At 61.3% G+C, this 23,252-nt stretch carries 22 protein-coding genes and 1 tRNA gene; 20 read left to right on the top strand and 3 right to left on the bottom strand.

What is annotated here, in order from left to right; translation table 11 throughout:
- Positions 1 to 72: 72 nt before the first annotated feature.
- Positions 73 to 1,254 (bottom strand): NnrS family protein, encoded by a 1,182-nt coding sequence (locus ACR0DO_RS12610; protein WP_480559151.1) that lies wholly within the window; start codon positions 1,252 to 1,254, stop codon positions 73 to 75.
- 233 nt (positions 1,255 to 1,487) lie between these two features.
- Here ACR0DO_RS12610 and ACR0DO_RS12615 point away from each other — a divergent pair, with 233 nt between their 5' ends.
- From ACR0DO_RS12615 to ACR0DO_RS12710, 20 genes are all read left to right on the top strand, one after another.
- Positions 1,488 to 3,164, top strand: coding sequence for a cytochrome D1 domain-containing protein (locus ACR0DO_RS12615; protein ID WP_170327964.1), 1,677 nt, complete (start codon positions 1,488 to 1,490; stop codon positions 3,162 to 3,164).
- Between the two features lie 125 nt (positions 3,165 to 3,289).
- Complete coding sequence (locus ACR0DO_RS12620; RefSeq protein ID WP_480559153.1) at positions 3,290 to 5,077, top strand: NapC/NirT family cytochrome c; 1,788 nt, start codon at positions 3,290 to 3,292, stop codon at positions 5,075 to 5,077.
- Positions 5,078 to 5,130: 53 nt separating this feature from the next.
- A complete protein-coding gene (locus ACR0DO_RS12625) occupies positions 5,131 to 5,532 on the top strand; it encodes a cupredoxin domain-containing protein (RefSeq protein ID WP_480559155.1) in 402 nt (133 codons plus the stop codon).
- Positions 5,533 to 5,734: 202 nt separating this feature from the next.
- Positions 5,735 to 6,496 carry a uroporphyrinogen-III C-methyltransferase gene (gene cobA / locus ACR0DO_RS12630; RefSeq protein WP_170674194.1) on the top strand — a complete coding sequence of 254 codons (762 nt, stop codon included), beginning with the start codon at positions 5,735 to 5,737 and terminating at the stop codon, positions 6,494 to 6,496.
- The gene (locus tag ACR0DO_RS12635) at positions 6,489 to 6,854 is read left to right on the top strand and encodes a c-type cytochrome (protein ID WP_480559157.1); all 366 of its coding nucleotides are present in this window, start codon (positions 6,489 to 6,491) and stop codon (positions 6,852 to 6,854) included. The genes cobA and ACR0DO_RS12635 overlap by 8 nt, the downstream gene beginning before the upstream one ends.
- Complete coding sequence (locus ACR0DO_RS12640; RefSeq protein ID WP_480559159.1) at positions 6,851 to 7,996, top strand: cytochrome D1 domain-containing protein; 1,146 nt, start codon at positions 6,851 to 6,853, stop codon at positions 7,994 to 7,996. Before ACR0DO_RS12635 ends, ACR0DO_RS12640 begins: the two co-directional genes overlap by 4 nt.
- Before the next feature lie 3 nt (positions 7,997 to 7,999).
- Positions 8,000 to 8,989: a siroheme decarboxylase subunit beta gene (gene ahbB, locus ACR0DO_RS12645; RefSeq protein WP_480559161.1), complete on the top strand. Its 990-nt coding sequence runs from the start codon at positions 8,000 to 8,002 to the stop codon at positions 8,987 to 8,989.
- Positions 8,986 to 9,435: an Lrp/AsnC family transcriptional regulator gene (locus ACR0DO_RS12650; protein ID WP_480559162.1), complete on the top strand. Its 450-nt coding sequence runs from the start codon at positions 8,986 to 8,988 to the stop codon at positions 9,433 to 9,435. Before ahbB (ACR0DO_RS12645) ends, ACR0DO_RS12650 begins: the two co-directional genes overlap by 4 nt.
- The gene (ahbB, locus tag ACR0DO_RS12655; protein WP_480559164.1) at positions 9,432 to 9,914 is read left to right on the top strand and encodes a siroheme decarboxylase subunit beta; all 483 of its coding nucleotides are present in this window, start codon (positions 9,432 to 9,434) and stop codon (positions 9,912 to 9,914) included. The genes ACR0DO_RS12650 and ahbB (ACR0DO_RS12655) overlap by 4 nt, the downstream gene beginning before the upstream one ends.
- Positions 9,915 to 9,917: 3 nt before the next feature.
- Entirely contained in the window at positions 9,918 to 11,132 is a 1,215-nt protein-coding gene (nirJ, locus tag ACR0DO_RS12660; protein ID WP_170448401.1) for a heme d1 biosynthesis radical SAM protein NirJ, read from the top strand.
- Entirely contained in the window at positions 11,107 to 12,660 is a 1,554-nt protein-coding gene (locus ACR0DO_RS12665) for a cytochrome D1 domain-containing protein (protein WP_480559167.1), read from the top strand. The genes nirJ and ACR0DO_RS12665 overlap by 26 nt, the downstream gene beginning before the upstream one ends.
- The gene (locus ACR0DO_RS12670; protein WP_480559169.1) at positions 12,617 to 12,886 is read left to right on the top strand and encodes a hypothetical protein; all 270 of its coding nucleotides are present in this window, start codon (positions 12,617 to 12,619) and stop codon (positions 12,884 to 12,886) included. Before ACR0DO_RS12665 ends, ACR0DO_RS12670 begins: the two co-directional genes overlap by 44 nt.
- Positions 12,887 to 12,992: 106 nt before the next feature.
- Positions 12,993 to 13,433, top strand: a complete 441-nt coding sequence (locus tag ACR0DO_RS12675) for a DUF2946 family protein (protein WP_480559171.1) — start codon at positions 12,993 to 12,995, stop codon at positions 13,431 to 13,433.
- 44 nt (positions 13,434 to 13,477) lie between these two features.
- A complete protein-coding gene (locus ACR0DO_RS12680) occupies positions 13,478 to 15,601 on the top strand; it encodes a 4Fe-4S binding protein (protein ID WP_480559243.1) in 2,124 nt (707 codons plus the stop codon).
- Positions 15,602 to 15,616: 15 nt separating this feature from the next.
- Complete coding sequence (nosZ, locus tag ACR0DO_RS12685; protein ID WP_480559173.1) at positions 15,617 to 17,524, top strand: TAT-dependent nitrous-oxide reductase; 1,908 nt, start codon at positions 15,617 to 15,619, stop codon at positions 17,522 to 17,524.
- 3 nt (positions 17,525 to 17,527) lie between these two features.
- Positions 17,528 to 18,784 carry a nitrous oxide reductase family maturation protein NosD gene (locus ACR0DO_RS12690; RefSeq protein WP_480559175.1) on the top strand — a complete coding sequence of 419 codons (1,257 nt, stop codon included), beginning with the start codon at positions 17,528 to 17,530 and terminating at the stop codon, positions 18,782 to 18,784.
- Positions 18,774 to 19,667 carry an ABC transporter ATP-binding protein gene (locus ACR0DO_RS12695; protein WP_480559177.1) on the top strand — a complete coding sequence of 298 codons (894 nt, stop codon included), beginning with the start codon at positions 18,774 to 18,776 and terminating at the stop codon, positions 19,665 to 19,667. The genes ACR0DO_RS12690 and ACR0DO_RS12695 overlap by 11 nt, the downstream gene beginning before the upstream one ends.
- The gene (locus ACR0DO_RS12700; protein ID WP_480559179.1) at positions 19,664 to 20,485 is read left to right on the top strand and encodes an ABC transporter permease; all 822 of its coding nucleotides are present in this window, start codon (positions 19,664 to 19,666) and stop codon (positions 20,483 to 20,485) included. Before ACR0DO_RS12695 ends, ACR0DO_RS12700 begins: the two co-directional genes overlap by 4 nt.
- On the top strand, positions 20,482 to 20,997 hold the full coding sequence (locus tag ACR0DO_RS12705) for a nitrous oxide reductase accessory protein NosL (RefSeq protein ID WP_480559181.1): 516 nt from the start codon (positions 20,482 to 20,484) through the stop codon (positions 20,995 to 20,997). The genes ACR0DO_RS12700 and ACR0DO_RS12705 overlap by 4 nt, the downstream gene beginning before the upstream one ends.
- The gene (locus ACR0DO_RS12710; protein ID WP_480559183.1) at positions 20,994 to 21,896 is read left to right on the top strand and encodes an FAD:protein FMN transferase; all 903 of its coding nucleotides are present in this window, start codon (positions 20,994 to 20,996) and stop codon (positions 21,894 to 21,896) included. The genes ACR0DO_RS12705 and ACR0DO_RS12710 overlap by 4 nt, the downstream gene beginning before the upstream one ends.
- 127 nt (positions 21,897 to 22,023) lie before the next feature.
- Here ACR0DO_RS12710 and ACR0DO_RS12715 read toward each other — a convergent pair.
- Positions 22,024 to 22,113, bottom strand: a tRNA-Ser gene (locus ACR0DO_RS12715).
- 194 nt (positions 22,114 to 22,307) lie between these two features.
- Positions 22,308 to 23,189 (bottom strand): LysR family transcriptional regulator, encoded by an 882-nt coding sequence (locus ACR0DO_RS12720; RefSeq protein WP_480559185.1) that lies wholly within the window; start codon positions 23,187 to 23,189, stop codon positions 22,308 to 22,310.
- Between the last annotated feature and the right edge of the window lie 63 nt (positions 23,190 to 23,252).

Raw genomic sequence — 23,252 nt, forward strand, 5'->3', positions numbered from 1 at the left:
GTCTGGACAACATGACGGTTGGGCCATGGTGTCTCCTTAACGAAAGTCAAGACCAGCGGAAGTAATTAGAATTCATCCTGCCCGCTGCGCCCTGGGCCCCGTCAGGGCGGGCCACATGGCGATCAGGTACAGGGCAAAGGCACAGACCCACAGGCCGTCGGACAGCAACATCGCCACCATGTAGCCTGCGTTCAGCTCGGCACCGATCCAGCGCGACAGGGCGGCCACGGCCATCAGCCCATATGCAACCACCATCGGGGCAGGCGCGATCAGCGCACGACCGCTGTGGCCCAGCGCAGCGCGACTCATGACCGCCAGGGTCGTGCCACCGACGCAGCCGATTCCCAGAACATGCAGGGCGGCGACTTCATTGCCGATGCCCAACACCGAAAATCCCCAGAGAATCAGGCCCACCGCCAGCATTCCAAGCCCCAGATGCAGCGCCAGAAGAATCGGCTGCCGTGCCGCCCAGCGTGTGCGCCAGCGGGCCATGCGCAGAATCTGCACCGCGCCCAATGCCAGCGCCCCTGCCCCGGCCACCGGCCCGGCGCCGAACAGCAGGGCGCTTAGCGGCAGAATCAGGGCCAGAATCATGCCTGCCTTGTCCAGGGCTGCAACCGACACCGGCCAATCCGCCTCGGGCACGCCCTCGCGCTTCATGGCATTGCGGGTGAAGGCCGGCGTGATCCGCCCGCCCAGGATGGCGATCATCGCACACAAGCTCAGCAACCCGGCGCGCAGCCCGGTTTGCAGCGTGTCAGCGGTGATTCCCATCCATTCCAGATGCGTCAGCAGGTCCGCGACCCAGATCAGGCTGAGCAACAGCAGGAAAATCATGTTCTGCGGCTTCGGGCGACGGATCAGCTGAGTCAGGATTTTGGCTGCCAGAACAGGCACAAAGACCAGATCGACCACCGCAACGAACACCGGCGGCAGCATCCCGGAAAACCACATGGCCATCCGGCCCGCGAGCCACAGCGCAGCGGCTAGAGTAATAAAGCGTGCCCGCGCCTCGGGCGCGCCGGTCCAGTTGGGCACAGCTGTCAGAAAGAACCCGCCCAGCGCGGCAGTGGCATAGCCAAAGATCATTTCATGTGCGTGCCACATCGGTGGCGTCATGCCATAGTCCGGCGCCATATACGGCACCGCCAGCCACAGCCCCCAGACCACGCCGACAAACAGGCCATAGAGACCGGCGGACAGAAAGAAAACACGGAAACCCTCACCAAGAACACGGGTGATCATTGCGGTCATGGCTGCTCTCCTCGACGGTTTTCCAAATCCTAGCAGCGCAACCGAACCGGCGACTTAACCAAAATCAAAACACCGGAAAACATGCCCCTAAGACTCAGATTTTCCCAAGGTTTTTTTGGTGTTTTTTCCGGTTGCCGCCCGAATTGCTTCCTTTGTGTTGACTTTCGTCAAGGAGCGCTACCGCGCGATGTCCCACCCTTGGAGGTGCCTCACCACGCAAATGGAGAGTGATCATGTCACTTGGAATCAGCTACAACAAAACTGGCCGCGCCTTTGGGGCCGGTTTGGCGATGCTGCTGGGCAGCGTCGCTGCACCAGCCTTCGCCGAAGAGCCAACCCTCAGCGAGGAAGCGTTTGAATCATCCAAACAGCTTTATTTCGAACAATGCGCAGGCTGTCACGGCGTTCTGCGCAAAGGCGCCACAGGCAAGAGCCTTGAGCCGCATTGGAAGAAAACCGCAGCCGACGGCACCGTGACCGAAGGCGGAACCCTTGCACTCGGGCAGGAACGTCTCGAGAAAATCATCGCCTGGGGTACCGAAGGCGGGATGAACAACTTCTCGGACATCATGACCGAGCAGGAAATCAAGGATATGGCGACCTACATCCAGATGGAGGCTCCCAAGCCGCCAGAGATGTCGCTGGAGCAGATGAAAGAGACCCGCAAGGTCTATGTCGAAGAAGCCGACTACCCGACCGAGCCGCTTCACGGCCGCAACTGGGAAAACTTCTTCGTCGTCATCGAGCGTGACGTAGGTAAGGTGGCCGTTATCGACGGTGACACCAAAGAAGTGCTGACCCACATCCCGACCGGTTACGCCGTGCACGTTCTGAAAGCATCGGAACACCACAGCATTACCGAGCCTGAACACCCCGGCCGCTTCTGGTACACCATGGGTCGCGACGGCAAGATGACCAAGATCGACCTCTGGCAGAAGCCTGAGAACATGTTGGTTTCGGAAGTCAAGATCGCCTATGACGCACGTGACGTGGCCGTTTCCGGCGACGGCAAATACGTCATCGGTGGTGGTTACTGGCCGCCGCACTTCGCAATCGTTGATGCCCAGACAATGGAACCGGTCAAAGTTGTTTCGACCCGCGGCGTGAACGTGGACGGCGACTATGTGGAAGAGGCCCGCGTGGCCGCAATCTACACAACGCCGAACGAGCCGACCTGGATCGTCGCGATCAAGGAATTGGGCCAGCTGTGGCAGGTTGATTATACCGACCTGGACAACCTGCGGATCGACAAGATCGACTCGGCCAAATTCCTGCATGACGGGTTCTTTGACCCGACAGGCCGGTACTTCCAGATCGCCGCAAACGCGTCGAACAAGATGGTCGTCGTCGACACCGAGACCCACAAGCTGGAAGCCATGATCGACACCGCTGCCCTGCCGCACCCCGGACCGGGCGCGAACTGGATCGACCCGAACTGTGGTCCTGTGGCCGGTACAACCCACCTTGGCGTGGGCACCGTAACCGTCTGGGGTAACGACCCGGAAGGCCATCCGGATCAGGCTTGGAAAACCTGCTACGAAGTGGAAACCGACGGCCCCGGCCTGTTTGTTCGGACCCACCCGAACTCGGATTACATCTGGGCGGACCAGACCAAGCACCCCGAGCCTGAAATTCAGCAATCGGTGCAGGTCATCTCGAAAGAGACCGGCGAGATCGTGAAAACCATCCAGATCACCGAAGATGAAGGCAGCGCTGCCGTTCACTTCGAGTTCAACGCGGATGGTACCGAGGTCTGGGTCTCCAAGTGGAACCTGTCGGACTCGAAAGAACCCAACGGTCAGATCGTGATCTTCGACGCCAAGACGCTGGAAGAAATCGGCCGCATCGAAGGGCTGTATGCCCCGACCGGCAAGTTCAACGTCTACAACCGCTCGAACCACGTCACCTGACGGGTTTGATACCAAAACCGGAAAGGGCGGGCCCCTCGCCCGCCCTTTTCCTCGTTTGACAATTCAGCCAAACACGCCCGCCCGACACACCGGGCCAGTCAATACAGCCATAACGGAGCCCGGATATGACCTCCGAACCGGATAAAAAACCACCAATCTGGCGCCGGTATTTCCTGTGGGGAATGCCCGTGGCCGGCATCGCCGCGGCCTTTGCCGCCGGCATTATCTTCTGGGGCGGGTTCAACACCGCCATGGAAGCCACCAACACCAAGGATTTCTGCATCTCGTGCCACGAGATGCGCGATTTCGTCTATGAGGAATACACCGGCACGATCCATGACGTGAACCGGTCCGGCGTGGGCGCGGTCTGTTCCGACTGCCACGTGCCGAAGGACTGGACGCATAAGATCATCCGCAAGATCAAGGCCAGCAAAGAGCTTTATGGCAAGATGGTCGGAACCATCAACACCCGCGAAAAGTTCGAAGCCAAACGCGTGCATCTGGCCATGAACGAGTGGGAGCGGATGAAATCCTCGGACTCGCGCGAATGCCGCAACTGTCACGATTTCGAATCGATGATGCCGGAATTCCAGAAACCCCGCGCACGTCAGCAGCACCTGAACGCGATGGAGATCGGCCAGACCTGTATCGACTGTCACAAGGGGATTGCGCATTCGGACGCCCGTGACCGGGCCGACGAAGAGTATCTGGAAGAGCTTGAAGCCCCGAATCCGGCCTTCATCCGCCCGATCCCGCCGGAATACCTGGCCAGCCTTGCCAAGATCGAAGCCAAGGAAGCCGCCGACGCAGAGGCTGAAAAAGCCGCCAAGGCAGCGCAGCAAGAGGCCGTTCAGGCCCAGATCGCAGCCGCTGTTGACGCAGCTGTTGCCGAAGAGCGCGCCAAGGCAAGCGGAGAAGAGGCCGCAGCGCCCGCAGGCGGCGGTGGCAGTGATGTCGGTGGCGACGTCGACTGGAACGCCGTAGCAAGCGCGGATCTGAAACTGTTCTACCCCGGTCAGGCTTCGTTTGAATGGGTGCAGAACGGCAAATTCCACGGTGGCGCCCGTCCGCTGACCAAAGGTGGCGATCAGTGCTCGACCTGTCACGCCAAGGAACTGGACACGATCGGCAACAAGATTGTCGCCGGTGGTGAGCTTGAACCGACGCCGATCCCTGGCAAACGTGGTGTGATCGACGCAACCGTTCAGGCCGCACATGACGACGAGAACCTGTATATCCGCCTGCAATGGCCGGATGCAGGCCACAACCCGGCACCGTTCGTGGACGGTGGCAAGATGGACCCCGAAAACCAGATCAAGGTTGCCATGATGATCACCGGCACCGGTATCGAGCTAGGCGATCAGGTGGGTTGCTGGGCCTCGTGCCACGCGGACAACTCCTACATGCCCTTCGCGCCCGAGGCGGATGCAATTGCCGCCAATGGTGACGTCTCGGGTCGTCTGGCCGCACAGGACACGGTGACCAAATACATCAGCGAAAGTCGCACCGAGGTTGATACCAAGGGCCGCCGCGGCAAGCCGATGGGTGGTTGGGACAAACTACATACCGCCGAGCAGATCGAGCAGTATCTGGCCGACGGCACCTATCTTGACCTGATGCGTGTCTATGCGGACGGCAGCGCCACCAACGGCTATCTGCTGGAACAGCGCGTGGTCAATGACGGCGAAATCGCCGCCTCGGCCGAGCTGTCCGGTGGTATGTGGACGGTGGTCTTCAGCCGCCCGCTGAACTCTGGCGCGCCCGGTGATGTGCCGCTGGAGGCTGGCAAGACCTACACGGTCGGCTTTGCCATCCACGACGACTTTGCCGCCGCGCGGTTCCACCATGTGACGCTGAACACCAGCCTTGCGTTGGATGACGACTCAGCTAACATCAACGTGGTAAAACAATAAATGAGGGGGCCGGATGATCCGGCCCCTTCCCCTTTGGAAAGGAGACATGGACGATGAAACCCCACCGCCTTCTTCCCGCGCTGCTGCTTCTGGCCGCGCCCGCCTGGGCCGATGAAACCACCGATATCTGTGCCGAGGCCGAAGAGCGTTATGTCGAGCAGTTCGGTCAGCCTTCTTCCGCCGTCGAGGACGCCGAGGTGGTGCTGATGTACAAATACAATTTCTGCCCCGGTGAGTTGACCGTCAAGGCGGGCACCACCGTGCGCTGGGTGAATGTGGACAAACGCACCAGCCATTCGGTTTTGCTGAAAGACGGCAGCGAACCGGAAAGCGACCGGTTGTTCCCCGAGGAATCGGTGGACATGACCTTCCTCACGCCTGGGCCGCAGGAATATCTGTGCGGGCCGCATTGGGAAACGCAGAACATGATCGGCATGATCACCGTCGAACCCTGAGCCGAGGCAATAATACAGGCAAGTTCAAAGGAGCGCGGGCGCAAATCCCGCGCTCCTTAACTTATGTCAAGGAGGTTGGTTTACGATTGCGCCAACTTGCACTCATGACACGCCCGGTCCCCCCAGCAACGTCCCCTATTCGCGCGTGGAAGCTGCCGGAAGGTCCGGGTTCCGAAGACATTCAGAACAAGCGAGTTTGCACATGAGCGGTAAGGTTTTTCTGATTGGCGCCGGCCCCGGCGACCCCGAGCTGATGACCCTGCGCGCCCTGCGTATGCTGCAAGAGGCCGACGTGGTCGTCTATGACCGGCTGGTCTCGGACGACATCCTCGAGCTCCATGCCGACGGTGCGCGGCTGATCCCGGTGGGCAAGGCCCCCCAATGCCACACCGTACCGCAGGACCGTATCAACGAAATCCTGAAAGAAGAGGCCTTGGCCGGGCACACTGTCGCGCGCCTGAAGGGCGGCGATCCGATGATCTTTGGCCGTGGCTCGGAAGAAGCGGCCTATCTGATGGCCCACGGTGTCACCGTTGAATACGCGCCGGGCATCACGGCGGCACAGGGGGCCTCGTGCTCGACCGGCGTGCCGCTGACCCATCGCGGGCTGGCGACCTCGGTGCAATATGTCACCGGCCACCGTCAGGCCGACAAGGTGCTGGACCTGGACTGGAAACGGCTGGCCGATCCCGATTCGACCCTGGTGGTTTATATGGGCGTGGCCAATATCGGCCAGATCGCCGTGGGGCTGATGACCGAGAACCTGCCCGGTTCGACCCCCGTTCTGGCCGTGGGCAAAGCCACCACGCCCGAAGAGAGCCGACTGGTCTCCCGCCTTGATCAGCTGGCGGCGGATGTGCGCAAGGCAGAGCTGAAAGCGCCGACCTTGTTCATCATCGGCAAGGTGGTGTCACTTTATGCAGAACGGCCGCTGGCGGACCTGCTGGAACAGGCTCATGGCTAGGCTCGGTCAAAAGAATACGGGGCATCGCCCGGCCCAACGTCCGGGCTGGACGGCGCACGCCGTGCTGACAACCGCCGTGGTTCTGGCGACATCCGCCTTTGCCGCCGATGCGCTAGATCCCAATGCGTTGAAACGACTTGTCCATCAGGATTGCGGTTCATGCCACGGGCTGTCGCTGAAAGGCGGCCTTGGTCCCGATCTGCGGTCCGAGACGCTGGAACACTATGACCCCGACGTTCTGACCGGCGTCATCCTCGATGGCATTCCCGACACTGCGATGCCCCCATGGCGGCCTCTGATCAGCGAAGAAGAGGCCGAATGGATCGCCCGTTACCTGCTGGAACAGGAGGCACAATGAAACATCTCGTCCTCGGCCTTGCAGCCGCACTGATGATGACAACGGCACATGCCGAACCGACCGCAACCGGAGACCTGGGCCTGGTGATTGAACGCGCCAAGGGGTCGGTTCTGTTGGTCGACCAATCCGACCGGGCCGCGCTGGCGCGGATTGAGGGGCTGGGCGATCTGTCCCATGCCTCGCTGGTCTACTCGCCCGATGAACGCTTTGCCTATGTGTTTGGGCGTGACGGTGGCCTGACCAAGGTCGATATCGTCACCCGCCAGATCGTGAACCGCGTCGTACAGGCGGGCAATGCCATCGGCGGCGCGATCTCGGACGATGGCAAACTGGTCGCCGTGTCGAACTATGAACCCGGCGGCGTACGTGTCTTTGATGCCGACACGCTTGAGATGGTGGCCGACATCCCCACCGACAGCAAAACCATCGGTCTGGTCGATGCACCCGGCCGTCGCTTCGTGTTCACCATGTGGGACACGGGCGAGACCTGGATTGCCGATTTCGCCAAAGGCGACCCCGCGATCACCAAGATCCCCGACATGGGCAAGAACCCCTATGACGCGCTGATCACCGCCAATGGCCGCACCTATATTACCGGTTTGTTCGGTGAGGACGGTCTGACCGCGCTGGACCTCTGGGCCGATACTCCCGAACCCATCCGCGTGCTGCCCGACTATGGGCGCGGGCAAGAGGAAATGCCGGTCTACAAGATGCCCCATCTGGAAGGCTGGGCGCTGACCGGGCGCGAGTTTGTTCTGCCCGCCGTGGGCCATCACGAAGTTCTGTGGATCGACTCTGACACCCTGACCGAAACCGGGCGCACCAAGACGCATGGCCAGCCGGTCTTTGCCATGGCGCGCCCCGATGGGCGTCAGGTCTGGGTGAATTTCGCCCACCCGCTGAACGACACGATTCAGGTTATCGATAGCGTCAGCAAAGAGATCATCCACGAGTTCAAACCGGGTCCGGCGGTGCTGCACATGGAGTTCACCCCGCGCGGGCATGAGGTCTGGCTCAGCGTGCGCGATGCCAACAAGGTCATGGTTTACGACACACAGACCTTTGAAAAACTGCGCGAGATCGATGCGGACAGCCCCTCGGGCATCTTCTTCACCGCGCGTGCGCACAGAACAGGGCTGTGACCGATGGATCATATCACCGACCCGATCGACCGCCGCCTGCTGGATGAGTTTCAGCGCGATTTCCCTATCACCGACCGCCCGTTTCAGGTTCTGGGCACTGCGCTGGGCCTGGACGAGGCCGAAGTGATCGACCGCCTGACCCGGATGCGCGCAACCGGTAGGATCACGCGAGTAGGGGCGACAATCGCGCCCGGCGCGGTTTCCGCCAGCACTCTGGCCGCCGTAGCCGCACCTGATGAGCGCCTGGAAGAGGTCGCCGCAATGATCGACGCGGAACCCGGCGTGAATCACAATTACCAGCGCGAGGATGACTGGAACCTTTGGTTCGTCGCCACCGGTCCGGACCGCGCACATGTCAACGACACGTTGGCCCGGATCAGCCATCGCACCGGGCTGCGGGTGCTGGATCTGCGGCTGGTCCGTCCGTTCAACGTCGATCTGGGGTTCCGCATGTCGGGCAAAACCCGCAACGTGCCGGGGCCCCGCAAAGTCGACAGCTCGGCCATGCGAGACGGCGATCGGCCGTTGCTGCAGGCGCTCAGTTCAGGCCTGCAGCTGGTCACCGAACCTTTTACCGAACTGGCCCGGTCACTGGGTCGAACGACGCCGGACGTGACGGCGCGTATCAAGGCACTGCATGATGCGGGCATCATCTCGCGTCTGGGCGTGATCGTTCGGCACCGCGCGCTTGGCTGGTCGGCCAATGCGATGGTGGTCTGGGACATGCCCGCCGATCAGGTCGGCACCGCCGGCCCCGCCCTTGCCGCGCATCCCGGCGTGACCCTTTGTTATGAGCGGAACCCGGTCGAGGATGTCTGGCCCTATCGCCTCTATTCCATGATCCACGCCCGGTCGCGCAACGAAGCGTTGGAGACCCTTTCGGGTGCAACCGCCCTACCGGAATTGGCCGGTGCGCGCCACAAAGTGCTGTTCTCGACCCGCTGTTTCAAACAGACCGGCGCACTTATCCAAGCCAGAGAGGCCGCCGCATGACGCTGGATGAAACCGACCGCGCAATCCTGAACCGGATGCAGGACGATCTGCCACTGGCCACGCATCCCTATGCTGCAATCGCTGAAGAACTGGGCATAGAGGAAAGCGAGCTGCTGAACCGCCTGACACGCATGAAAGACGACCGTGTGATTACCCGCTTTGGCCCGTTTTTCGACGCGGCCGCCATGGGCGGTGCGTTCTGCCTGTGCGCAATGGCCGTTCCGCCCGAGAATTTCGAAACTGTCCTGACCAAAGTCAATGCGCATGCCGAGGTTGCCCATAATTATGAACGCACGCATCGGCTGAACATGTGGTTCGTTCTGGCAACCGAAACCCCCGAGGGGATCGAGGCCACCGCCGAGGCGATCGAACGGGAAACGGGGATCGAAGTTCTTTGTTTTCCCAAATTGCAGGAATTTTTCATCGGCTTCCGGGTGGCGGCATGATCGACGCGAAAGACAGAGAGATTATCGAGGCGCTGCAAGGCGGCCTGCCCCTCGTGCCTGCACCCTACGCGCGGGTGGCTTCGGACATGGGCATGGACGAAGACGAGTTGCTGCTTCGTCTGGCCGACCTGAAATCGAGCGGTGTGATCCGCCGCATCGCTGCTGCACCCAATCACTACAAACTGGGCATGACCTCGAACGGTATGACCGTGTGGGATGTGCAAGACGACCGCGTGACCGAACTGGGCACTCAGATCGGCGCTCTGCCCTTTGTCACCCACTGCTACGAACGCCCCCGCGCCCTGCCCGACTGGCCCTATAACCTGTTTGCCATGGTCCATGGCGCGAACCCCGACGAGGTCGAAGAAAAACGCGCCGAGATCACCGCCATTCTGGGCGATGCCTGCCGGGCCAAAGATATCCTCTATTCCACGCGCATCCTGAAAAAGACCGGGCTGCGCCTGAAAACGAAAGGCTGAGACATGTTCCGCCTGACAGAATACATGCATCAACTCGTCACCCCGACACCAGTGCGCAAACGCCGCCCCGGACCGGTGAAACCGGTGGTGATCTGGAACTTGACGCGACGCTGCAACCTGAAATGCCGCCATTGCTACACCGTTTCGGCGGATGTGGCCTTCCCCGGTGAGCTCAGTCACGAGCAAGCCATGGTAACCCTTGAGGATCTGGGCCAGTTTCGCGTCCCGGCCCTGATCCTCTCGGGTGGGGAACCGCTGGACCGGTTCGATTTCTTCGATATCGCCAAGCGCGCGCGCGATCTGGTACCGATGCTGGCGCTGTCCACAAACGGCACCCGGATTTACGACGAAACCGCCGATATGATCGCCGATGTAGGGTTCAACTATGTCGGCATCTCGCTGGACGGGATCGGCGCCACGAATGACTGGTTCCGCGGCGTTGAAGGCGCCTTTGCCGACGCCCTGCGCGGCGTGCGTGAATGCAAGAAACGCGGCATCAAGGTGGGCCTGCGCTTCTGCCTGACCGAAGGCACCCAGCACCATCTGCCCGACCTGCTGCAACTGTGTGATGACGAGGGCGTAGACAAGTTCTATCTGTCTCACCTTGTCTATGCTGGCCGCGGCGACAAGAACCGGGGTGAGGATGCCGAACATCTGCGCACCCGCAAGGGCCTCGACCTGTTGCTGGAGCGCGCGTGGGAGGCCGCCTCGGGCGGACGCCCGCTGGACATCGTGACCGGCAACAACGACGCTGATGCGGGATATTTCCTGAACTGGGTCCGCGCACGTTTCGATGCCGACAAAGCCGCCCATGTGCGTGAACATCTGGCCGCCTGGGGTGGGAATTCCAGCGGTCTGGGTGTGGCCAATATCGACAATCTGGGTCGGGTCCATCCCGATACCTATTGGTCCGACTACACGGTCGGGAATGTGAAAACCAAACCGTTCTCCGAACTTTGGACCAGCGATGACCCGATGCTTGCCATGTTGCGCACCCGCCCGCGCCCGCTCAAGGGGCGCTGCGGGGCTTGTCAGCTCAAGGATGTCTGCGGCGGCAATACCCGGATTCGGGCATTGCAACTGACCGGCGATCCTTGGGCCGAAGATCCGGCCTGCTATCTGTCCAATCAAGAAATCGGCGTCGAGGATGCGGGCGAGCGCCTGCAGGTGACGCCGTTCCGAGGTAAAAGCCATGACCCGGCGCATCAGTTCTTTTGACACTCTGAAAATCGGCACCTTCTGTTCGCTGTTGCTGGCAGGTACAGCATGGGCCGACGCCCCAGCCGACTATGCCGAACACTGCGCCTCGTGCCACGGTGAAAACCGTCTGGGCGGGGTTGGCCCTGCGCTGATCCCCGAGACGCTGAAGCGTATGCGTGGGCCACGTATTGCCGCAGTGATTGCCGAAGGCCGTACCGCTACGCAGATGCCCGCCTTTTCCCATGAATTGGATGCTCTGCAGATCGAGGAACTGGCCGGCTGGCTGAAGTCGCCTTTGGAAACCAACCCGGAATGGGGTGAGGCCGAAATCATGGCCAGCCGCACTCTGGATGAGGATTACAGCCCGGTTGACGCGCCCGTGTGGGACAGCGACCCGATGAACATTACGCTGGCGGTTGAGACCGGCGATCACCATGTCAGCGTTCTGGACGGCGACACGTTCGAGGTTCTGGACCGGTTCGAGACCCCCTTTGCCGTGCACGGAGGCCCCAAATTCAGCCCCGATGGCCGCTATGTGTTCATCATGTCCCGCGATGGCTGGGTGCAGAAATACGACATCTGGGCGCTGAAACAGGTGGGCCGCGTACGCGCGGGTCTGAACAGCCGCAACATCGCCATGTCGGGCGACGGCAAATGGGTGGCCGTGGCGAATTACCTGCCCAACAGCCTGACCCTGCTGTCGACCGAGGACCTGTCGGTCGCCAAGGTCGTCGAGGTCAAGAGCAAGAAGGGCGTTCCCAGCCGTGTCTCGGCTGTCTATCAGGCCCCGCCGCGCGAAAGCTTCGTTTTGGCGCTGAAAGACGTGCCCGAGATCTGGGAGGTCTTCTACGGTGCCAACCCTCCGCAATCCGGGTTGGGTCATGATTTCCGCATCGAGGGGCAGTTCAAGAACCCTGACCCGTTCCCGGTGCGCAAGATAACCACGCCGGATTATCTGGACGATTTCTTTTTTGACCAGAGCTATGAATACGTCATGGGGGCCTCGCGCGATGGCAATGGCGGTCAGGTGATCGATCTGGTGATCGGGCAGAAAGTGGCCGATCTGGACCTGCCGGGGATGCCGCATCTGGGTTCGGGCATCACGTGGCAGCATGGCGACACGACCGTGATGGCCACGCCGCACCTGACTGATGGCACGGTGTCGGTGATCGACATGGAAACCTGGGAAACCGTCAAGCGGATCAAGACCGAGGGGCCCGGTTTCTTCATGCGCAGCCATGAGAATTCGCCTTATGTCTGGGCCGATGTGTTCTTTGGCCCGAACAAGGACGCGATGCATGTGATCGACAAGCACAGCCTTGAGATCGTTAAGACTCTGCGTCCGGCCCCGGGCAAAACCGTGGCCCATGTGGAGTTCACCAAGGACGGCAGCCACGCGCTGGTCTCGATCTGGGAAGATGACGGCGCTGTGATCGTCTATGATGCGCAGACGCTGGAAGAGGTTCGCCGCCTGCCGATGCGCAAACCTTCAGGGAAATACAATGTCTGGAACAAGATCACCTTCTCGGAAGGCACCAGCCACTGAAGGCAAATGGCCGGTCTGGAAACTGGCCATTCTGCTCTATCCGGCCACGGCGCTGACCGTGGCCATCAACCTGTTTCTGGCAGGTCTGATCGCCAACAGCGTCGGCTTCGGCATAATCGAGCCGGTCACCGCAATCCTGTGGTCGATCCCCTTGGGGGTACCCGCATCCTGGCTAGCCGGGCGCTGGGTGCGTGGCCTGATGGATGAGGCGGACGACCAAAGCTAAATCTCCGGCGCCTAACCGAAGTCAAGTATGGCCGCGAGAGAATCCCTTACGACTCAGGAAAGATTGCCGAGTTGGATTCTCCATGCCCGCCCTCAACCCTCTGCACATGTCAGCTGTTTGCGCGTCCCGCGCGGCTTGTGCTTTGGCGGGCATCTTCCTTCTGCTGTTGCAGCTGCTTGGCCCGGCGCTGGCGAGTCCCGGGGAAAGCATGTGGGTGGAGATCTGCTCGGAGGCAGGGGCGGTCTGGGTTCAGGTGGACCTCGAAGAGGACACCACGGACCCAACCGCGCCCTGTCCGAAATGCGCCGACTGCGCCTTGTGCGCCGTCACCTCGGCAGCCCCGGTACCGGATCTGCCCGTTCTGCAACGGGACGGTCTTGTTCACGCCGCATATTGCGAAAATCGCGATCTGGTCAATGTCACCAGCGTAAAACGCCTGTGGCCCGAAACCCGAGGCCCCCCGCGCGCGACCCAAGAAATAACTGAACGCGCCCTGCGCGCGTCCATGGCGTCCACCCAAGTCATCGGAGGTGCGCCGTGGTCGTAAGTCGCGCAATCCATATCCTGCTGGCCTTTACCCTGTCCTGCCTGATGGCGATCAGCGCCCATGCCGACAGCCTCGCCAGCTTCCTGCCTGACATTGAGCCCGCCGATCTGGCCCCCGGTGCCGATGCCTTTGGCCCGGTGCGCGATGACGTGCCCGTCGCCCCCGTGCTGAAGGGCGGGGAAACTGTCGCCTGGGCTTTCCTGACATCCGATTTCGTGGGCACAACCGGCTATTCCGGCAAACCCATCCACGTGGTGGCCGCCATCGACGGCGATGCGGTGCTGACCGGGGTGAAGCTGGTCAAGCACTCGGAACCCATCGTTCTGATCGGCATCCCCAATTCCCGCATGGTCGAACTGACCGAAGGTTACACCGGCCTCGACCTCAAGCACGAGGCCGCAACGGGCGGTGAAGGGCATGACCTCGACATCATCTCGGGCGCGACGGTCACGATCATGGTGATCGACGACAGCCTTGTGCGCGGCGGTATCAAGGTCGCCCGCGCACTGGGTCTGGGCGGGCTGTCTCCGCTGCAGGCTGACGGGCCGAAACGCGAAGTCGATATGGCGCAGGATGCGACCTATGATTGGACGACGCTTTCGGGCGACGGCTCGGTGCGGCGTCTGACGCTGGATATCGGCCAGGTCAACGCCGCGTTCGAGGCCACCGGTGATCAGCGCGCCATCAAACGCCCTGAACGGGGTGAACCGGATGACACTTTCATCGACATGCACGTGGCGCTGGTCTCGGTGCCGTCGATCGGGAAATCCCTGCTGGGTGAGGCCGAATACAATAACCTGACCAAGTGGCTGGACGAAGGCGAACAGGCCATTCTGGTGTTGGGTCGCGGGACCTACAGTTTCAAGGGCTCGGGCTATGTCCGGGGCGGTATTTTCGACCGTATCCAGCTGATTCAGGGCGACAGTTCGGTCCGGTTCTTTGATAAGCAACAACGCCGTCTGGGTCAGGTCGCAGCCCCTGACGCGCCCAGCTTTACCGAACTGGATATCTTCAAAATCCCCGCTGATGCCGAGTTCGACCCGGCCGAACCCTTCCGCCTGCAACTGCTGGTGCAGCGGGCCGTGGGCGCGGTCGAGAAGACTTTTCTGACCTTCGATCTGGGCTATAAGCTGCCGGAACAGTACCTTCTGCCGGCCGCGGCCCCCGCGGTCGTCGACGATGCCACCGGAGAAGCCGCCGCCAAGGCTGCCCTTTGGCAGCGCATTTGGAAGGACCGCACGGTCGAGATCGGCGTTCTGGGCGTCATGCTGCTGGTGCTGACCGCCACATTCTTCTTCCAGTTCCACGCCACGATGAATGCCCGCGTCTTCTACTGGTTCCGCATCGGCTACCTGACGATGACCTTGTTCTTCATCGGCTGGTACGCCAACGCACAGCTGAGCGTGGTGAACCTGATGGCGCTGGCAGGCAGCCTGCGCACTGGGTTCAGCTGGGACGCTTTCCTGCTGGATCCGCTGGTCTTTATCCAATGGTTTGCAGTCGCTGCCGCCCTGCTGTTCTGGGGACGTGGGGCCTATTGCGGCTGGCTGTGCCCGTTCGGCGCGCTGCAGGAACTGACCAACAAGATCGCGCGGGCCTGCCGCGTTCCACAATGGACCCTGCCCTGGGGACTGAACGAACGGCTTTGGCCTGCAAAATACATGATCTTCCTCGTGCTCTTCGGTATCAGCTTCGTCTCGATCCCGCTGGCCGAAAAATATGCCGAGATCGAGCCGTTCAAGACCGCGATCATCCTGAAATTCATGCGCGACTGGCCGTTTGTGGTCTTTGCGCTTCTCCTGCTGGGGATTGGGCTGTTCATTGAACGGTTCTACTGCCGCTATCTCTGCCCGCTGGGCGGAGCGCTGGCGATCCCTGCCCGTATCCGCATGTTCGACTGGCTGCGCCGCTACAAGGATTGCGGCACCCCCTGTCAGACCTGCGCCAACGAATGCCCCGTTCAGGCCATCCACCCCACCGGTGAGATCAACCCGAACGAGTGCGTCACCTGCCTGCATTGTCAGGTGCTCTACCAGTCCGAGGACAAATGTCCCGTCGTTATCCGCCAGCTTAAACGGCGGGCCAAGACAGGGTCGGTCAGCCCTAAGACCCCCCTCGGACAACCACCGGCGAACCATCCGAACGCCAAACCGCAATCCGTTTCCTAAAAAGGAGGAACGATCATGTCGGAAAACGAAAACAAACTGAACATCACCCGCCGCGGGATGCTGGGGGCCACCGCCACCGGTGCTGTGCTGGCCGGGACCGGTCTGGGTTCGACCCTGATGACCGCACGCGAAGCCAGCGCTGCGGCCAAGTACAATCTCGAACCCGGCGAGCTGGATGAATATTACGGCTTCTGGTCTTCGGGTCAGACTGGCGAACTGCGCATCCTGGGCTTCCCGTCCATGCGCGAACTGATGCGCGTGCCGGTATTCAACCGTTGCTCGGCCACCGGCTGGGGTCAGACCAACGAGTCGCTGAAGATCATGTCCGACGGCCTGCTGCCGGAAACCAAAGAGTTCCTGGCTAAGCGCGGCATGAAAACCTATGACAACGGCGACCTGCACCACCCGCACATGTCGTTCACCGACGGCACCTATGACGGCCGTTACCTGTTCATGAACGACAAGGCCAACACCCGCGTCGCTCGTGTGCGCTGCGACGTGATGAAATGCGACAAGATCACCGAGATCCCGAACGCCAAGGCGATCCACGGTCTGCGTCCGCAGAAATTCCCGCGCACCGGCTATGTCTTTGCCAACGGCGAAGATGAAACACCGCTGGTCAATGACGGCACAGTGCTGGACGATCCGTCGCAATACGTGAACATCTTCACCGCGCTGGACGGTGACACGATGGAAGTGGCATGGCAGGTCATCGTGTCGGGCAACCTCGACAACACCGACTGCGACTATCAGGGCAAATACGCCTACTCGACCTCGTACAACTCGGAAATGGGTATGAACCTGGCCGAGATGACCGAGAACGAGCTGGACCACGTCGTTGTCTTCAACCTGGCCGAGATCGAAAAGGGTATCGAAGCCGGCGACTATCAGGAGCTGAAGGGCGTCAAGGTTCTGGACGGCCGTAAGGGTCAGAACAAGAAATACACCCGCTACATCCCGATCCCGAACTCGCCGCACGGCATCAACACCGCGCCGGACGGCAAGCACGTCTGCATCAACGGCAAGCTGTCGCCCACCGTCTCGATCATGGACGTCACCAAACTGGACGCCCTGTTCGAAAGCGATGCCGATCCGCGGTCGTGCATCGTGGGTGAGCCGCAGCTGGGTCTTGGCCCGCTTCACACCGCCTATGACGGTCAGGGCAACGCGTTCACCACGCTGTTCCTGGACAGCCAGGTCGTGAAGTGGAACATCGACAAGGCGATCAAGGCCTATAACGGCGAAGACGTCGATCCGATCATCTCGAAGGTCGACGTGCATTATCAGCCGGGCCACAACTCGACCTCGATGGGTGAGACCAAAGACGCTGACGGTAAATGGCTGATTTCGATGAACAAGTTCTCGAAAGACCGTTTCCTGAACGTCGGCCCGCTGAAGCCCGAGAACGAGCAGCTGATCGACATCTCGACCGACGAGATGAAGGTGGTTCACGATGGCCCGACCTTTGCCGAGCCGCATGACTCGATCATCGTCCGCCGTGACATCGTCAACCCGGTCAATGTCTGGGACCGCAACGACGTCACATGGGAAGACGCCCGCAAACAGGCCGAAGCCGATGGCATCGATCTGGAAGAAGGCGCCGAAGAGCCCATCCGCGATGGCAACAAGGTGCGCGTCTACATGACCTCGCAGGCGCCGACCTTCAGCCTTGAGAAGTTCACGGTCAAACAGGGCGACGAGGTGACGGTCTACATCACCAACCTCGACGACGTGGATGACGTGACACACGGCTTCTGCCTGGGCAACTACGGCATCGCGATGGAGATTGGGCCGCTGGCAACCGCCTCGGTCACCTTCACCGCCGACCGTCCGGGCGTGCACTGGTTCTATTGCCAGTGGTTCTGCCACGCGCTGCACATGGAAATGCGTGGCCGGATGCTGGTCGAGCCGGCAGGAGCCTAAACCATGCGCTGGCCCCTGCTCATACCGCTCCTGCTTGGCTCGCCCCTTTGGGCGGCGGACTGGGACGTGCCCAACCGGGCGGGGGCCATCACTGAAACACTGGCGCAGGCGGCGGATGGAGACACCCTCCGCCTGAGCCCCGGTATCTACACCGAAACACTGGTTCTGGACCGGCCCGTCACCATCGACGGGCAGGGACAGGCCACCATTGACGGACAAGGTGTTGGCAGCGTCATCACTGTAACCGGGCCGGGCGTGACCGTGCGCGGGTTGACGGTGATCGGCTCAGGCTCGGACCATGACGGGATCGACAGCGGTATCCAGTTGACCAAAACGGCCAAGGCCCCCGTGGTCGAGAACAACGTGCTGTTGGGCAATCTCTACGGTGTCGACATTCATGGTGCCAAGGACAGCATCGTACGCGGCAACCGGATCGAAGGGCGACAGGACCAGCGGATGAACGACCGCGGAAATGGCATCTATGTCTGGAACGCGCCGGGTGCGGTGGTTGATGGCAATGACATCAAGTACGGGCGCGACGGGATATTTGTGAACTCGTCCAAGAAAAACACCTTCACCAACAACCTGTTTCGCGATCTGCGTTTCGCCGTGCATTACATGTATGCCGACGACTCGGTCGTCAGCGACAATGTCTCGATCGGCAATGATCTGGGCTATGCGGTGATGTTCACGACCAATGTGACCGTGGCCAATAACGTCTCGATTGACGACCGCGAACATGGCGTGATGCTGAACTACGCCAACAAGAGCACCATCACCGGCAACGTGGTGAAAGGTGCCAAGGAAAAATGCACCTTCCTGTATAATTCGAACAAGAACGAATTCACCGACAACTGGTTCCAGGGTTGCGGCATAGGCATCCACTTTACTGCGGGCTCCGAGCGCAACCGGATCGTTGGAAACTCTTTCATCGGGAACCGGACACAGGTGAAATATGTCTCGACCAAATGGGTCGAGTGGTCTGAAGACGGGCGCGGCAATTATTGGTCCGATTTTGCCGCTTATGATGTGGATGGCAACGGTATCGCCGACGCCCCCTATCGCCCCAATGACTCGATGGACCATGTGCTGTGGACCCAACCCTCAGCCAAATTGTTGCTCGGCTCGCCAGCCGTGCAACTGGTGCGCTGGTCGCAATCGGCCTTCCCGGCGCTGCTGCCGGGCGGTGTAATGGACAGCAACCCATTGATGCAAGCCCCTGAACCCCCAGCTATGAAAAAGGTGCCTCATGACGGATAAGGCCCTGACTATCGACCATGTCAACAAGGACCGTGGAAAGATCCGCGTTCTTGACGATATCACCCTGTCTCTTGCCCCCGGCCAGCGCGTGGCGCTGCTGGGCCATAACGGCGCGGGCAAGTCGACCCTGATCAAATCCATCCTCGGCCTGACGCCGATCAATGGCGGAGCCATCCGGATCGGCAACACCACCCCCGGCAGCGCACAGGCGCGGCGGGACACGGCCTATCTGCCCGAAGCGGTGTCGTTTCATCCCGCGCTGACCGGCCGCGAGCAACTGACCCTGTTCGCAAAGCTGTCCGGGACCAGGGCCGACGTGCCCGGCCTGCTGGACCGTGTTGGCCTGAGCGATGCACTGGACCGCCGGATCGGAGCCTATTCCAAAGGGATGCGGCAACGTCTGGGTCTGGCGCAGGTGCTGCTGGGCCAACCCAAAGTTGCCCTGCTGGATGAACCAACCTCTGGCTTGGACCCGATTTCCCGGCAGGATCTCTATGCCATCATCGACGAACTGGCCGCTCAGGGCACCGCCGTCCTGATCGCCTCGCACGCCCTGACCGAGGTCGAGGCCCGCACCGACCGCATCGCCATCATGCGCAAAGGCCGGATGGTCGCCGACGACACGCTGAGCAATCTGTCTGCTCTGGCCGGTCTGCCGATCCGCCTGCGCGTACGAGCCAGTGCCAACCCCGATGCGCTGGCCGCCGAACTGGGCGGCAACCGGATCAACGGGGCGTCGGTGGAACTACTCTGCTCCCCCGATGACAAGATGGAGGCCCTGCGCCGCATCGCCGGATTGGGCGAGGCCGTGGCGGATGTCGAGATGACCCCGCCCAAGCTGGAAGACCTCTATCGCCACTATGCACAGGAGGAAATGCAATGACCCGCTTCCTCGCCATTACCCGCACCGAAATGCTGATCCTGCGCCGCAACCGCTGGCTGCTGGTCGCCACGCTGATCATGGTGCTGTTCGCGCTGGCGCTGACCTTTGCAGGCAGCGCCCCCACCGGCACGCTGGGGGTCGACATGCTGACCGTCTCGGTGGCCTCGATGACCACGCTGTCAGTCTACCTTGCGCCCCTTTTGGCGCTGATGATCTCGTTCGACGCTATCGCAGGCGACGTGGATCGGGGCAGCCTGTCGCTGCTGCTGTCCTACCCGGCAGGGCGCGGAGAAATCCTGTTGGGCAAATTCACCGCCCACCTCGCCGCTTTGGCCTTTGCCATGACCGTCGGCTTCGGCACCGCAGGAGCGGTGGCGGCCTTCTTTGGCGGCGCGGGGCCGGAAAGCCTGATGGCGCTGGCCCGCCTCATCCTCACATCCATCCTGCTGGGCGCCGTGTTTCTGGCGCTGGGTTACCTGCTGTCCGCCCTGGCAAGGGGAGCCACGGCAGCAGCAGGTCTGTCGGCCGGGCTCTGGCTGGTTTTTGTCGTCCTTTATGATCTGGGCTTGTTGGGAGCCGTCGTCATGGACAAGGGCGGCACCTTCACCCAATCCGTCTTTCCGTGGGTGATGGTAGCCAACCCGGCCGACGCATTCCGTCTGTGGAACATCGCCGCAACCGAAGGCGTCGCTATGGCCTCGGGCATGACCGGAGCCGCACAGGCCCTGCCCGTCTGGGCCGCGCCCGCCTCGCTGCTGATCTGGCCGGTGCTGGGCTTTGCCCTCGCCCGCCTCGCATTCCGGAGGGTCGAGCCATGAAACGTCTTGCCCTGATCGCCCTAGTCGCTTTGACCGCGTGCAAGGAAGAGGTTGCCGAAGCCCCAGACCCGGTTGATCTGACCCCGGATGCACTCAGCTATTTCTGCCAGATGAACATCGCCGAACATGGCGGGCCAAAGGGGCAGATTCATCTGGAAGGATATCCCGCACCGCTGTTCTTTGCCCAGGTACGCGACATGGTGGCCTATCTGAAAAGCCCCGAACGCGATGCCGAAATCACCGCTGTTTACGTCAGTGACATGGGGGTTGCCCAAAACTGGCGGCAGCCGGGCATTTCCAACTGGATCGCGGCGGATGATGCCAGCTTTGTCGTGGGGGCCAACGTTGCAGGAGGCATGGGCGCACCCGAGGTTGTCCCCTTTGCCGATCCCGCCGCTGCTGATGTCTTTATCACCCAATATGGTGGCGCACAGATGCCGCTGTCCGACATTCCCGCTGCGCAGGTTCTCGGCCCCGTCGATCTGGACCTGAAACTGGAGACCCCCTCATGACCCCCCTCTCCCGCCGCCGGTTCCTGACCATATCCGCTGCCTGCGCAGCCTTCCCCGCCGTTGCGAAACCCGCATCGGCAGCCCATTGGCGTGGGGTTGCACTGGGGGCCGAGGCCAGCTTGCGGTTGGAGGGGCTGACCGATGCCCAAGCCGCGCCGATCATCGCCGCCGTCGAGGCCGAGATGGCCCGCCTGGAAAACATCTTCAGCCTGTACCGCCCCCAATCCGAACTCAGCCGCCTGAACCGCGACGGCCATCTGTCGGGCCCCGCGCCGGAACTGCTGAACGTTCTCAGCCTGTGCACGGCACTGCACGAGGCGACGGACGGCGCGTTCGACCCCACTGTGCAACCGCTCTGGTCCGCGCTGGCAACCGGTAAGAGCCCCGAGAAGATCGACGCGGCCCGACGCTCGGTCGGATGGTCCCGCGTGACCATTCAGCCGGACATGATCCGCCTGCCCCAGCCCGGAATTTCGGCACTGACCCTGAACGGCATCGCACAGGGCGCCATCACCGACCGTATCAGCGCGCTTTTGACTGCACATGGTTTGCGGGACGTGCTGGTGAACATGGGGGAAATCTCGGCCCTGGGCCAACGCGCAGACGGGCAACCCTGGCAGGTCGGGCTGGCCGGACCCGGAGGTCGGGTTCACAAATCCATAGAACTGCGGGACCGAGCCGTCGCCACGTCGGACGCGCGCAGCTTCATGCTGAATGGTGATCAGGGACATATCCTGAATCCTGCGAGCGATGTGCGCCCGGCGCATGTCGTCTCGGTCTCAGCCCCCAGCGCAGCCATTGCCGACGGGTTGTCGACGGCTTTGTGCGCTCTGCCGCAGACTGGCTTTGAAACCGTGCTTCAGGCTTTTCCCGAGGTGCGGCTGGAAATGCATATCTGACCACAGAACCAGCTCTGCCCGCAAATCGCACTCTGATCGCGCCCCAATAGTCCAAAGCCCGGACATGGGCCAGCCAGCGGCTTACAAGGCAAGCCTTTGTTTTCGCTCAATCTACAATAATGGTAGATGGCGGAGACGAAGGGATTCGAACCCTCGAGACGGTTTCCCGCCTACTCCCTTAGCAGGGGAGCGCCTTCGACCACTCGGCCACGTCTCCGCCGACGGGTATATCCTTGCAAACGCTGGAAATACAAGGCCGATTCTGAACAGATCGGCAGTTTTCTTCGATATCCCGGAACCTCTTGAAATCGTTCCAAATAGAGCTGTTTTGCACCGAATCCAGGCAGTGTCCGGCCAGCCGATTTCAACGGCATAGCCCCGGATCGGGCTTCAGATTCGCAAAACGCACCGTCAGTTTTTCAGAAGGCCCATGACCAACCGCCCTTGTGTCGTTTCCCAAAAGCCTTCCCGGCCAAGAACCCAATATCCGAAATCCGACCGCGCGTGGTGGGGTGACATCGGAACCAGGCTCTTTCCCTCGATCAGGTCCTGAATGATCCCCGCCCATCCAAGCGCGACCCCGACCCCGGACAGGGCCAGATGCAGCGCCATTCCGTGATCGTTGACCACGACGCGGTTGTCGGACAAACGCCAATCGTCCTCAGAGCGATCCAGCCATGCCTCCCAACTCAGCCAACGCCGTTCCGGATCGTCCTGCTCGATCAGCGGAATGTTGGAGACATCAATGCTGCCATCCAGCTTGCGGTATCGCTCGATCAGGCTGGGGGACGCGACGGGGCAAACGGCCTCGTCAATCAGCTTTCGGGCCTCAAATCCCGGCCAGTGACCCTGCCCAAAGAGAATCCAGCAATCCGCCGGTTCCCGGAACAAGTCCGCGTCTTTGACCAGAGTGATCACCTTCACCTGCGCGCCCAGCTGGTCCGACAGATCCGGCAGGCGCGATGACAACCAGTAGGTTCCGATTCCCGGATAGGTCGCGACAGTGAAAACCCCGTCGCCGTCTTTCGCCCGAATCCGGGCCGCCGTCGTTCTAATGTTTCGAAAAGCCCGGGACACGGTTTCATACAGCTCACTTGCGTCCGGGGTAGGTACCAGGCGACCATGTTTTTTTTCGAAAAGAACGACACCCAGATCCTGCTCAAGCTGTTTGATCTGATAGCTTATTGCAGGCTGCTGCACATTCAGTGCCTTGGCTGCCAGCGTAAAGCTGCCATGCCAGTAGGCCTCTTCGAATGCCCTGAGGCCCTTGAGTGTCGGCAGGCTGTCTGTCATTGAAAAATTCAATCCCTCACTCAGAATTTTCCACATACTCTAGAAGGAAAAACTCGCTTAGAC

It is taken from the genome of Ruegeria sp. AM9, assembly GCF_056540565.1.

Coding starts and splice junctions, on each gene's coding strand:
- ACR0DO_RS12610 (WP_480559151.1), bottom strand. CDS start 1,254: ATGACCGCAATGATCACCCGTGTTCTTGGTGAGGGTTTCCGTGTTTTC.
- ACR0DO_RS12615 (WP_170327964.1), top strand. CDS start 1,488: ATGTCACTTGGAATCAGCTACAACAAAACTGGCCGCGCCTTTGGGGCC.
- ACR0DO_RS12620 (WP_480559153.1), top strand. CDS start 3,290: ATGACCTCCGAACCGGATAAAAAACCACCAATCTGGCGCCGGTATTTC.
- ACR0DO_RS12625 (WP_480559155.1), top strand. CDS start 5,131: ATGAAACCCCACCGCCTTCTTCCCGCGCTGCTGCTTCTGGCCGCGCCC.
- cobA (WP_170674194.1), top strand. CDS start 5,735: ATGAGCGGTAAGGTTTTTCTGATTGGCGCCGGCCCCGGCGACCCCGAG.
- ACR0DO_RS12635 (WP_480559157.1), top strand. CDS start 6,489: ATGGCTAGGCTCGGTCAAAAGAATACGGGGCATCGCCCGGCCCAACGT.
- ACR0DO_RS12640 (WP_480559159.1), top strand. CDS start 6,851: ATGAAACATCTCGTCCTCGGCCTTGCAGCCGCACTGATGATGACAACG.
- ahbB (WP_480559161.1), top strand. CDS start 8,000: ATGGATCATATCACCGACCCGATCGACCGCCGCCTGCTGGATGAGTTT.
- ACR0DO_RS12650 (WP_480559162.1), top strand. CDS start 8,986: ATGACGCTGGATGAAACCGACCGCGCAATCCTGAACCGGATGCAGGAC.
- ahbB (WP_480559164.1), top strand. CDS start 9,432: ATGATCGACGCGAAAGACAGAGAGATTATCGAGGCGCTGCAAGGCGGC.
- nirJ (WP_170448401.1), top strand. CDS start 9,918: ATGTTCCGCCTGACAGAATACATGCATCAACTCGTCACCCCGACACCA.
- ACR0DO_RS12665 (WP_480559167.1), top strand. CDS start 11,107: ATGACCCGGCGCATCAGTTCTTTTGACACTCTGAAAATCGGCACCTTC.
- ACR0DO_RS12670 (WP_480559169.1), top strand. CDS start 12,617: ATGTCTGGAACAAGATCACCTTCTCGGAAGGCACCAGCCACTGAAGGC.
- ACR0DO_RS12675 (WP_480559171.1), top strand. CDS start 12,993: ATGTCAGCTGTTTGCGCGTCCCGCGCGGCTTGTGCTTTGGCGGGCATC.
- ACR0DO_RS12680 (WP_480559243.1), top strand. CDS start 13,478: ATGGCGATCAGCGCCCATGCCGACAGCCTCGCCAGCTTCCTGCCTGAC.
- nosZ (WP_480559173.1), top strand. CDS start 15,617: ATGTCGGAAAACGAAAACAAACTGAACATCACCCGCCGCGGGATGCTG.
- ACR0DO_RS12690 (WP_480559175.1), top strand. CDS start 17,528: ATGCGCTGGCCCCTGCTCATACCGCTCCTGCTTGGCTCGCCCCTTTGG.
- ACR0DO_RS12695 (WP_480559177.1), top strand. CDS start 18,774: ATGACGGATAAGGCCCTGACTATCGACCATGTCAACAAGGACCGTGGA.
- ACR0DO_RS12700 (WP_480559179.1), top strand. CDS start 19,664: ATGACCCGCTTCCTCGCCATTACCCGCACCGAAATGCTGATCCTGCGC.
- ACR0DO_RS12705 (WP_480559181.1), top strand. CDS start 20,482: ATGAAACGTCTTGCCCTGATCGCCCTAGTCGCTTTGACCGCGTGCAAG.
- ACR0DO_RS12710 (WP_480559183.1), top strand. CDS start 20,994: ATGACCCCCCTCTCCCGCCGCCGGTTCCTGACCATATCCGCTGCCTGC.
- ACR0DO_RS12720 (WP_480559185.1), bottom strand. CDS start 23,189: ATGACAGACAGCCTGCCGACACTCAAGGGCCTCAGGGCATTCGAAGAG.